7 protein-coding genes are annotated in these 6221 nt (G+C 59.2%); 4 read left to right on the top strand and 3 right to left on the bottom strand.

Translation table 11 applies throughout. The features are described 5' to 3' along the window. Positions 1 to 38 precede the first annotated feature (38 nt). From KQ304_RS07975 to urtE, 4 genes are all read left to right on the top strand, one after another. Positions 39 to 1196, top strand: a complete 1158-nt coding sequence (locus tag KQ304_RS07975; protein WP_259736556.1) for an urea ABC transporter permease subunit UrtB — start codon at positions 39 to 41, stop codon at positions 1194 to 1196. A gap of 60 nt (positions 1197 to 1256) precedes the next feature. Further along, positions 1257 to 2363, top strand: coding sequence for an urea ABC transporter permease subunit UrtC (gene urtC / locus KQ304_RS07970; RefSeq protein WP_259736555.1), 1107 nt, complete (start codon positions 1257 to 1259; stop codon positions 2361 to 2363). A 68-nt stretch (positions 2364 to 2431) separates the two neighbouring features. Next, the gene (gene urtD / locus KQ304_RS07965) at positions 2432 to 3178 is read left to right on the top strand and encodes an urea ABC transporter ATP-binding protein UrtD (protein WP_259736554.1); all 747 of its coding nucleotides are present in this window, start codon (positions 2432 to 2434) and stop codon (positions 3176 to 3178) included. A gap of 33 nt (positions 3179 to 3211) precedes the next feature. Then, positions 3212 to 3937 carry an urea ABC transporter ATP-binding subunit UrtE gene (gene urtE / locus KQ304_RS07960; protein ID WP_259736553.1) on the top strand — a complete coding sequence of 242 codons (726 nt, stop codon included), beginning with the start codon at positions 3212 to 3214 and terminating at the stop codon, positions 3935 to 3937. A gap of 70 nt (positions 3938 to 4007) precedes the next feature. Here the strand turns inward: urtE and KQ304_RS07955 are convergent, their stop codons facing one another. The 3 genes from KQ304_RS07955 to KQ304_RS07945 all read right to left on the bottom strand — a co-directional run bounded on the left by KQ304_RS07955 (position 4008) and on the right by KQ304_RS07945 (position 6161). Beyond that, positions 4008 to 4280: an FmdB family zinc ribbon protein gene (locus tag KQ304_RS07955; protein ID WP_259736552.1), complete on the bottom strand. Its 273-nt coding sequence runs from the start codon at positions 4278 to 4280 to the stop codon at positions 4008 to 4010. Positions 4281 to 4367: 87 nt separating this feature from the next. Then, positions 4368 to 5573: a formamidase gene (fmdA, locus tag KQ304_RS07950; protein WP_259736551.1), complete on the bottom strand. Its 1206-nt coding sequence runs from the start codon at positions 5571 to 5573 to the stop codon at positions 4368 to 4370. Between the two features lie 99 nt (positions 5574 to 5672). Further along, entirely contained in the window at positions 5673 to 6161 is a 489-nt protein-coding gene (locus KQ304_RS07945; protein ID WP_259736550.1) for a hypothetical protein, read from the bottom strand. Positions 6162 to 6221: the final 60 nt, after the last annotated feature.

The raw sequence follows: 6221 nt of genomic DNA, 5'->3' as shown, positions 1-6221 counted from the left end.
TGACGCGACGCTGGACCTAACTTTCAGCATTCATTCCGTTGGAACTCTTCTTTTCTCAGATCCTCGATGGCCTCAGCATCGGATCGGTTCTGCTGCTTGCAGCCACCGGTCTGGCCATCGTTTTTGGCTTGATGGGGGTCATCAACCTCGCCCATGGTGAGTTCATGATGCTGGGCGCCTATGTCACCTACGTGGTGCAGTCGGCGTTCAAACCCATGGGTGGTGTGATCTTCGAACTGTATTTCCCGGTCTCTCTGGTGCTCGCCTTCATCGTGACCGGACTGATCGGAGTGCTGCTGGAGAGAACGCTGATTCGACAGCTTTACGGCAGACCCCTGGAAACACTGCTCGCCACCTGGGGCGTCAGCCTGATTCTCATCCAGCTGATTCGAAGTGTCTCAACGGCCATGATGCTTGGCATCATTGTGGGTGTAGCTTCCGGGATCTTACTTTCTAAGCTACTGCGCGCGAAGTTCTCTCAGAAGCCCTTCTTCACCTATCTCAATGGACTGGGCTGGGCTCTCTCCATTCTCATCGGTCTGATTGCCGTCAATCTCTTCGATCAGTTCCGGCCACTCTCCAAGGCCTGGTTCGGTCCCCGCAACATCGATGTAACAGCACCGAAATGGCTTCAGGGAAGCTGGGGGATGATCGGCACCATCGAACTACCCGGTCTGAGGATCTTCATCATCCTGCTGTCGGCCCTTTTGCTTCTAGCCACATACTGGTTCCTGAACAAAAGTGTCTGGGGTCTGCGGATCCGTGCAGTCACCCAGAACCGTCAGATGAGCAACTGTCTCGGTATTCCGACCGATCGCGTGGACAGCATCACTTTCGGCATCGGATCCGGACTGGCCGGGGTGGCTGGGTGCGCCATCACTCTGCTGGGATCGGTGGGCCCCAACCTCGGAGCCGCTTATATCGTGTCCTGCTTCATGGTGATCGTGCTGGGCGGGGTGGGAAACCTGCTCGGCACTGTGATCGCGTCGATTCTGCTCGGGATCATCCAATCGGTGATCGGCTCGGGCACCTTGCTCACCGTCTTCCCGGATATGCCGGCGGCGGCCCGAGGGCTCACCGAATTTTTCGCGACCACGAGCATGTCGCTGGTCCTTGTCTTCATCTTCATCATCGTCTTTCTCCAGTTCCGTCCCAACGGCATGTTCCCCCAGAAGGGTCGCTCGGTCGATGCCTGACCCGATCATCCCCACCCGCTGCAGATTCCCGTTCCATCTCCCCACGAGGAGGCCTCTACCTTGAAACTCTTCCAAAGACTTGTCCCCTGGATTCTGCTGGCGGTTGCCCTATTCATCCTGCCGGCAGCCCTCGACGATTTCCGGCTCAACCTCTTCGGTCGATATTTCGCGCTCGCCATCACGGCTTTGGCGATCGATCTGATCTGGGGATACACCGGTCTGCTGAGCCTGGGTCAGGGGATCTTCTTCTCGTTGGGTGGCTATGCGGTAGCCATGTACCTGATGCTCAATACCAAGAGCCTGGCTGGTGGTAACGGCATCCCCAAATTTTTCGAGAACTACGGAGTAGCTGAGCTTCCCTTTTTCTGGAAGCCCTTCTGGTCACCTGCGTTCACGTTGATCGCCATCTGGGTAATCCCAGCTGTGGTGGCGGGTGTGGTGGGTTGGTTGATCTTTAGAAACCGGATCAAGGGAGTGTATTTCTCCATCATCACCCAAGCCGCGTTGATGGTGTTCTTTCACTTCTTCAACGGCCAGCAGAAGCTCTTTGACGGCACCAACGGCCTCAAAACCAGCACCTCTGAGCTGTTCGGCCAACTGGTGGGTTCCCCTGATATGCAGTTGTGGTTCTACCGCCTCACGGTGATCCTGCTCCCCCTGGCTTTTCTGATCTGCCGGTACTTCACCAGTGGGCGCTTCGGTGATGCCCTGATCGCCATCCGTGATGATGAGACAAGATTTCGTTTTGCCGGTTTCAATCCGGTCCCGTTCAAGACCATCGTCTTCCTGGTGGCGGGAGCTCTTTGCGGAATCTCCGGCGCGCTCTACACCGTGCAATCCGGCATCGTTTCCCCCCAGTACATGTCGATCTCCTTCTCGATCGAGATGGTGATCTGGGTGGCCGTGGGCGGCCGAGGGACCCTGGTGGGTCCCATCATCGGAGCCACGTTGGTCAACTACCTACGGAGCCTGGTTAGCGAAGCCCTGCCCGAGGCCTGGCTGTTCGTTCAGGGGGCCCTGTTCATCTTCGTGGTGGTGCTCATGCCTGATGGCATTTATGGCTGGGTCGCCAACGGCGGCTTCAGGAGTCTGCTGGCCGCCTTCGGCATCGCCAAGAAGGCAAAAACCTATCCCCGGATCGATGAGGAGGCTCTTCCCGTGGACTAGTCAGTCCGACGATGCTGCCAGGTTTTCCTTCGTGACTGCTTTCTCGCATACGCTCATTTCCGATGTCCATGTCAGAACCTCTACTCGAGCTCAATGACGTCAGCGTGAGTTTCGATGGCTTCTTTGCCCTCACCGATCTCAGCCTGAAGTTATATAAGGGTGAGCTGAAGTCGATCATCGGGCCCAACGGTGCCGGCAAGACAACATTTCTGGATGTGATCACCGGCAAGGTTCGACCCACCAAGGGCTCGGTGACCTTCAAGGGCCAATCCCTGCTCGGTGTTTCGGAGCAGAAGATCTCCCGTCAGGGGATCGGCCGCAAGTTCCAGACCCCGAGGGTCTTCGAAAACCTCAGTGTGCTTCGCAATCTCGAGCTGGCCGCCTCCCCGCTGAAAAACGCCTTCAGCCTGCTGGGGTCCGGGCTACCCCAGGCGGCCAAGGACGAGGTTCATCGCATCATGAACTATGTGGGCCTGGCACCCTTCGCCACCGTGAAGGCCGGCTCCCTCTCCCATGGTCAGAAGCAGTGGCTGGCCATCGCTTGCCTGGTGGCCCAGGCCCCGGAAGTGCTGCTCCTGGATGAACCGGTTGCCGGTCTCACCGATGAGGAAACCCTGCGAACGGCCGAACTGATCAAGTCCCTGGCGGGCGACCACACCGTGGTGGTGATCGAGCACGACATGGAATTCATCCGGGATCTCGATTTCGACGTCACCGTTCTGCACCAGGGGCAGGTGCTCACAGAGGGTCCTCTGGACCAGGTCAAGGCCGATCCAAGGGTCATCGAGGTCTACCTGGGGCCGCCCGAACAGTAACCGTTTTCCGACCTTCAACCACCGCCCGCCCCCATGTCTACCACCAGCGAAAAACCCCTGCTCCAAGTCAACGGGCTGAATGTGTATTACGGAGAAAGCCATATTCTCCGCAACGTGGACCTGAGCATCAATGAAGGGAAAATGGTCTGTCTGATCGGTCGCAACGGCGTCGGCAAGACCACGTTTCTCAAGACCATCATCGGCCTGCTGCAGCAGCGTTCAGGCACCATCGAATACGGCAGCGGTCAACTTGCCAGCCAACCTCCCTACCGGAGAGCCCGTGCAGGCATCGGTTATGTCTCCCAGGGCAGGGACATCATTCCCCAGGTGTCGGTCAAGGAGAATCTCCTGCTGGGCATGGAGGCCCTTCCCGGAGGGCTCGAGAAAAACCGCCACATCGATCCTCTGATCTTCGATCTGTTTCCGATTCTCGAGAAGTTCCTCAAGCGCAAGGGTGGCGACCTCAGTGGCGGGCAGCAGCAGCAGCTGGCGATCGCCCGAGCTCTGCTGGGCAAGCCAAAACTGCTGCTGCTGGATGAACCGACCGAAGGGATTCAGCCTTCGATCATCCTCGACATCGAGCACGCCGTTCAGCGGATCATGAAGGAGACCGGCATCAGCGTGCTGCTGGTGGAGCAGCATCTTCACTTCGTGCGCCAGTCCGATTTCTATTACGCGATGCAGCGTGGTGGCATTGTGGCCAGTGGCAAGACGGATCAGCTCTCCGACGAGGTGATCAAGGAGTTCCTGACGGTCTGATCGAATGCGCCTGGGCGTTGGCTCCCAGCAGGAGTCGACGCCCAGGCCTGAGCTCCCACTTCCGTGAGTGTCAACAGCCTCGATTGAGCATCCAGGGACGGGTGCTGCTCTGCTTCAGCCGGGGCTTCTCCGCCGACTGAGCAACCTCCTTGCGCACCATTCGCGGTTCCGATTGTTCCTGCTTCAGCCGCAAAGGGCCGGTGAGAGACATCACCGGCGTGAACACACGCTTGCCTTCCGCGTCACAGGCAGGACAGTTCGTGTTGATCTGGCGCTCATCGATGCTGCGCCAGACTTCATAGTTTTCGCAGCCGTTGGCGCAGCTGTATTCGTAGACAGGCATGGTGGGAGAAGACAGGGATCTTGGCAAAAGCATCGGCACAATACAAAGGGGGCCTGATGCTCAGGCCCCCAGATTCACCCTTACTGATCAGCAGGGCAGAATATCCTGGTCGAAGATCGAGGTTGGGATGGCCAGGGTGCAACAGGCATTGGGAATGTCGACAATGCCGCTGATTCGTCCCTCCACGGGCGCACAACTCAGCAGCAGGTAGGCCTGCTCACCGGTGTAGCCGAACTTCTTGAGGTACTCGATGGCATTGAGGCAGGCCCGCCGGTAGGCGATGTGCACGTCCATGTAGTACTGCTTACCGGAGAACTCATCCACTGAAATCCCCTCAAACACGAGGTAGTCGGTGAAATGGGGCTCCACAGGACTGGTCTTGAACATGGGGTTGACCATCCCATATTTTTCGACGCCCCCTTTGATGATCTCCACATGCAGATCGAGGTAGCCCGACATCTCGATGGCCCCGCAGAAGGAGATCTCACCATCTCCCTGGGAGAAGTGGATGTCTCCCATTGAGAGCTTGGCCCCCTCCACATAGACAGGGAAATAAATCTTTGTGCCCTTGGTGAGATTCTTGATGTCGCAGTTGCCGCCATGCTCCCGGGGTGGCACCGTGCGGGCCGCCTCATTGGCCACCCGCTCAAACTCCGAGCTGGCCAGGGTTCCGAGAATGGCGCTGTTGGGATTGGGCAGGGCCGCCAGCACCGGCTCACTACCCGAGAGCCCAGCGCCATAGGTACGGCGATCGGGGGCGGTGTTCACCAGCTCGGTTTCACGCCGGTTCCACTCCCTCAGCAGCTCATGGGAGGGGGCACAACCGATCAGGCCGGGGTGGGTGATGCCGGCGAAACGCACGCCGGGGATATGCCTGGAGCTGGTGTAGATCCCCTCGAAATCCCAGATGGCCTTGGCCGCCTTGGGGTAGTGATCCGTGAGGAAGCCGCCACCATTCTCCTTGGCGAAGATACCGGTGAAGCCCCATTCATCTCCCTGGAGTGCACCCACATCGAGAATATCCACCACCAGGATGTCACCGGGCTGGGCACCATTCACCCAGATCGGTCCACTCAGAACATGAACAACTTCCAGATTGACATCAGCGATGTCCTGGGGATCGTCATTGTCCTTGATCTGACTATCAGTCCAGTCCTTGCATTCGATCCTGAACACATCTCCCGGATTGACGGAAACCACAGCGGGAATGTCGGGGTGCCAGCGGTTATGGCCCGGCAGCTCCTGCTGGTCCATGGTCTTGGTGAGATCAACCTTGAACAGTGTTTTCGGCATCGAGGGGCAGGGATCGCAGCGGTTTTCACCCACATCCAACGCGAGCCCTCCCACTGCAGCAGTGTCATCGGCTACTGGACCCCGCCCTCTGCGGCCCAGTCACTGGCGGGCCGTGCTGTCATCGAACTCACCCCGGCGGCAGAGATTGTCCCTGAGACGGGCTGTCCAGGCCTGGGGCTTGAGCCCTCCGCTGGCCTCGATCCGCCCATCAAAGTGATAAAGAATCTGCCAGCGACTCTTGCCGCTCAGCTGTGCGGCTTCAGCCACGGCCGAGATGGGGTAGCCATAGACGTTGTCGTAGGCCGGCCAGCCAGGCGTGTCCTTGATGCTGCAGACGGCGTTGAGGGCCTGCAGGCGTCCGTCTGCCGGCTGGCCTGGCCCATAGAGGCGAACGGCGCCCTTGTAGAGGCCATTGGACACCCCGGGCTGGAAGGCCTGGGCCAGTTCCACCCGGGTGCCCTCGGCCGCCACCAGAACATCCCCCACCCTGGCGTTCTGGACCGGCACCTCCCTGGGCCCGCCGCAGGCCGAAAGCCCCGCCAGCATCAGCACCAACCCCGGGATCACCGCTGCCCTCTCGACCCTCACGCTGCTCGCCCACTGCTGCCCAAACGGTATGACAACTGCCACCGGCGATCGCCACGGCAT

This window comes from Synechococcus sp. CS-1329, assembly GCF_025128055.1.
Lineage (GTDB): Bacteria > Cyanobacteriota > Cyanobacteriia > PCC-6307 > Cyanobiaceae > Regnicoccus_A.
This window is presented reverse-complemented; position numbering and strand designations above follow the sequence as displayed.